Origin of the sequence: uncultured Limnohabitans sp. (assembly GCF_937889215.1) — a bacterium.
Classification (GTDB): Bacteria; Pseudomonadota; Gammaproteobacteria; order Burkholderiales; family Burkholderiaceae_C; genus Limnohabitans_A.
The window spans coordinates 1-4,025 of sequence record NZ_CALBEX010000344.1 but is presented as its reverse complement, the minus strand read 5'-3'; the positions used below and the strand labels follow the sequence as shown (position 1 = coordinate 4,025).

At 61.9% G+C, this 4,025-nt stretch carries 3 protein-coding genes and 1 pseudogene; 1 reads left to right on the top strand and 3 read right to left on the bottom strand.

The genetic code is table 11. The annotated features are described in order from the left end of the window. Positions 1-41: 41 nt before the first annotated feature. Genes rapZ through Q0341_RS08820 form a run of 3 tightly spaced genes read right to left on the bottom strand, consistent with a single transcriptional unit; the run spans position 42 to position 3,493 of the window. The gene (rapZ, locus tag Q0341_RS08830; protein WP_299512246.1) at positions 42-899 is read right to left on the bottom strand and encodes an RNase adapter RapZ; all 858 of its coding nucleotides are present in this window, start codon (positions 897-899) and stop codon (positions 42-44) included. Positions 900-901: 2 nt separating this feature from the next. Further along, on the bottom strand, positions 902-2,596 hold the full coding sequence (recN, locus tag Q0341_RS08825) for a DNA repair protein RecN (RefSeq protein WP_299512244.1): 1,695 nt from the start codon (positions 2,594-2,596) through the stop codon (positions 902-904). Positions 2,597-2,599: 3 nt separating this feature from the next. Then, entirely contained in the window at positions 2,600-3,493 is an 894-nt protein-coding gene (locus Q0341_RS08820) for an NAD kinase (protein WP_299512242.1), read from the bottom strand. A gap of 28 nt (positions 3,494-3,521) precedes the next feature. Here Q0341_RS08820 and Q0341_RS08815 point away from each other — a divergent pair. Then, positions 3,522-4,025, top strand: a pseudogene (locus Q0341_RS08815) (heat-inducible transcriptional repressor HrcA); the annotation flags it as partial.

The window sequence follows — 4,025 nt, the reverse complement described above, 5'->3', positions numbered from 1 at the left end:
AAGCGGCTAAGCGGCTAAGCGGCTAAGCGGCTAAGCGGAGATTACAGAGCGTCCAGTTCCCGGTGGCGTTTGAGGGTGAGCCAGCGTGCGCCGAAGCTTTCCGCCAACTGCTCGACCATGAACACCGAGCGGTGCTGCCCGCCCGTGCAGCCGATGGCCACGGTGACGTAGCTGCGGTGGTCACGTTCGATGGCGGGAATCCAGTGTTTCAAGAACCCCTCGATCTGCCATTGCATTTGCACGAACTCTTCGGACTGTCGCAAGTAGGCTTGCACCGGCTCATCGCGTCCGGTCAGCGGCCGCAGCGTGCTTTCGTAATGGGGGTTGGGCAGCATGCGCACGTCAAACACGTAGTCGGCATCGGTGGGGATGCCGCGCTTGAAACCGAAAGATTCGAACACCAGTGTCAGCTGCGCCGTAGGCGCGCTGACCAGCGATTTGATGTAGGTCTGCAGCTGCGCCGAGCGCAGCAAGCTGGTGTCGATGACGTGGGCGCGTTCGCGCAAGTCGGCCAGCAATTCGCGTTCGAGCTCGATGGTTTCAAAAAGCGCTTTGTCGCTTTGTGGTTTGTTGCCACCCGACAGCGGGTGTTTGCGGCGTGACTCCGAGTAGCGGCGCTGCAAAGTGTCCGAGTTGGCATCCAGGAAAACCGACTTCACCGTCATGCCCATGTCGCGCATCAAGGCCATTTGCTCGGGCATCAGGTGCAAGGAATTGGCGCTGCGAACGTCAATGGCGATTGCCAGGCGCTTTTCTTGGTGTTGCTCTTCGAGTTTCACAAAAGGAATCAACAACTCGGGCGGCAGGTTGTCGACGCAGTAATAGCCAGCGTCTTCGAGCGCATGCAACGCCACCGATTTGCCGGAGCCGGACATGCCGGTGATCAAGATGATGTCCATGCTCAACTTTGTGCGGCTTTGCGGCCTGGGGGTTTCAAGGGGGCATCGCCCAGCATTTCGCGGGCATGGGCCAAGGTGGTGGCGGAGAGCTTTTCACCGCCCAACATGCGGGCGATCTCGCTCACGCGTTCTTCGCCGCTGACGCCCCGCACCTGGCTGCTGACCAAGCCCTTGGCGGCAGTTTTGCTGACCAGCAGGTGGTGGTCAGCACAGGCGGCCACTTGGGGCAGGTGGGTCACGGCCAGCACTTGGCGGTGTTGGCCCAGTTGTTTCATCAAGCGGCCGACGGTTTCTGCCACCGCGCCACCCACACCGGAGTCGACTTCGTCAAAGATCAAGGTGCCGGCTTCGCCCAGTTCGCTGGTGGTCACCGCAATGGCCAGCGCAATGCGCGAGAGCTCGCCGCCCGAGGCCACTTTGCCCACTGGGCGCGGCGTGCTGCCTTCGTGGCCGGCCACCAAAAAACTCACTTCTTCCAGGCCGTGCTGAGCGGGTGCGTCCAGGGTTTGCAGCTGCACCTCGAAGCGGCCGCCTTGCATGCCCAGTTGCTGCATGGCGCTGCTGACGGCCTGGGCCAGTGGTTTGGCCGCTTGCTGGCGCTGGCGTGAAACCGCTTTGGCCGCTTGCGTGCAGGCGGTCTGAGCCGTCAGTGCGGCTTTTTGCAGGCTGTCCAGGTCGGCGGCGGCATCAAGATGTGCCAGCTCTTTGCGCCAGGCCTGCAGTGTCTGCGGCAGCGCGTCGGGGGGCGTCTTGTAGCGCCGAGCCAGCGACAGCCACAGCCCCATGCGTTCATCCAACTGTGCCAGGTGTTGCGGGTCCAGATCGGTCTTGCGCAAATAACTGTGCAGGCTGTGGGCCACGTCTTCGGCCTGCGCCTGCGCTGAGGCCAGCACATTGGCCAAGGCTTGGAATTCGGGTTCGAACTGACCCAGAGACTCAAGTGCCTGAGCGGCACGCGACAGCTGACGCAACGCACCCCCCTCGCTGTCGTTGTCACCGCCTTCGAGCAAGGCAGCACTCTGGTTGGCCCCGTCGATCAGGGCTTGTGCGTTGGCCAGGCGGCTGTGCTGGGTGCTCAGTGCTTGCCATTCGTCCGGTTGTGGGTTGAGCTTGGCCAGCTCGCCAATTTGCCAGGCCAAGCGTTCTCGTTCGTTCGCCAAAGTGCTTTGCGCTTGCTGCGCATCGGCCAAGGCTTGCTGGGCCTGCCGCCAAGCGTGCCAAGCGGATTTGAGCGGCCGGGAATCGATGCCCGCATAGGCATCGAGCAGGCCCCGTACGGCGTCTGGCCGGGTCAGGCTTTGCCAGGCGTGCTGGCCATGGATGTCCAGCAATTGCTCACCCAATTCGCGCAGTTGGGTCGCGGTGGCCGGGCTGCCGTTGATCCAGGCGCGGCTTTTGCCGGCGGTGTCCACGGTGCGGCGCAGCAGCAATTCAGCGTTGGCCTCAAAACCGGCTTCTTCGAGCCAGGCCGCAATGGCGGGCGTGGGCTCGAACTCGGCGCAGACCTCACAGCGGCTGGCGCCTTCGCGCACCACGCCCGATTCGGCGCGTGCTCCCAGGGCCAGTTGCAGGGCGTCGATCAAAATCGATTTACCCGCCCCGGTTTCGCCGGTCAACACGCTGAAACCCGTGCTCAGGTCCAGTGCCAGTTGGTGCACGATCACGAAGTCGCGCAGGGTGATGTGCGTCAGTGCCACGGCTTATGCGCCCTCATTCCAGTGCATTTTCTTGCGCAAAGTGTCGAAGTAATTCCAACCTGCTGGGTGCAAAAAGCGCACTTTGTGCTCGGAGCGGTTGACCACGATCCGGTCACCCAAAATCAGGTCGGCCAGCGATTGCATGTCAAAGTTGGCACTGACATAGCGCCCCGCCACGATCTCGATGCTGATCTCGCAGGACTCGGGCAGCACAATGGGGCGGTTGGACAAGGTGTGCGGCGCAATGGGGGCCATGACCCAACCGCCAATGGCCGGGTGCATCAAAGGGCCACCGACCGAGAGCGAATAAGCGGTCGAGCCCGTCGGCGTGGCAATGATCAGGCCGTCAGCGCGTTGGTTGGACACAAACCGCCCGTCGACCTCGACCCGCAACTCGACCATGCCCGAGGTGCCGCCCCGGTTGACCACCACATCGTTCATGGCCAGAGCGCTGAACACGCTGCGTTGGTCCCGGATGACATGGGCTTGCAGCAAGCTGCGGTCTTCGGTTTGGTAGTTGCCCTGCAGCATGGGCAGCAACACATCTTGGTAGCTTTGGAGGGGAATGTCGGTGATGAAGCCCAGCCGTCCTTGGTTGATGCCCATCAGCGGCAGACCGTGGCGGGCCATTTGACGGCCAATGCCGAGCATGGTGCCGTCGCCCCCAATTACCAAGCCCAAATCGCATTGCGAGCCAATCTCGGGCATTTCCAATACGGGGTATTGGTTCAAGCCGGTGTGTGAGGCGGTTTCTTGGTCCAGCACCACATCGCAGCCTTGCCGGGTCAAAAACTGGGCCACGTCGTCCAAAGCGCGCCGTGAACTCTCCAGTGCCCCGCCGTGGGCGGTGGTGTGGTACTTGCCAAAGAGTGCAACGTGACGGAACTTGGATCTCATTCGCAAATTACATCATTAAAATGGCCGGATGCTAGATGATCGTGCCAAGTTATTGCTCAAAGCCCTGGTGGAACGCTATATCGCGGACGGCCAGCCGGTGGGCTCGCGCACGCTCTCCAAAGCTTCGGGCCTGGACCTCTCGCCCGCCACCATCCGCAATGTGATGGCCGACCTGGAAGATCTCGGCCTGATTGCCAGCCCGCACACCTCGGCCGGACGCATTCCGACCAGCCGGGGCTACCGCCTGTTTGTGGACACCATGCTCACTGTGCATCGCGACGGCCTTGAAACCCCGGCCCTCATGCCAGACCAGCCGCAAAAAGTGATTGCCAGTGCGGCCAACTTGTTGTCCAACTTGTCGCATTTTGTGGGTGTGGTCATGACACCGCGCAGGCCGTCGGTGTTTCGGCACATCGAATTTCTGCGCCTGTCCGAGCGTCGTTTGCTGGTCATCATTGTCTCGCCTGAAGGCGATGTGCAAAACCGCATCCTGTTCACCGAGACCGGTTACTCGCAAAGCCAGCTGATCGAA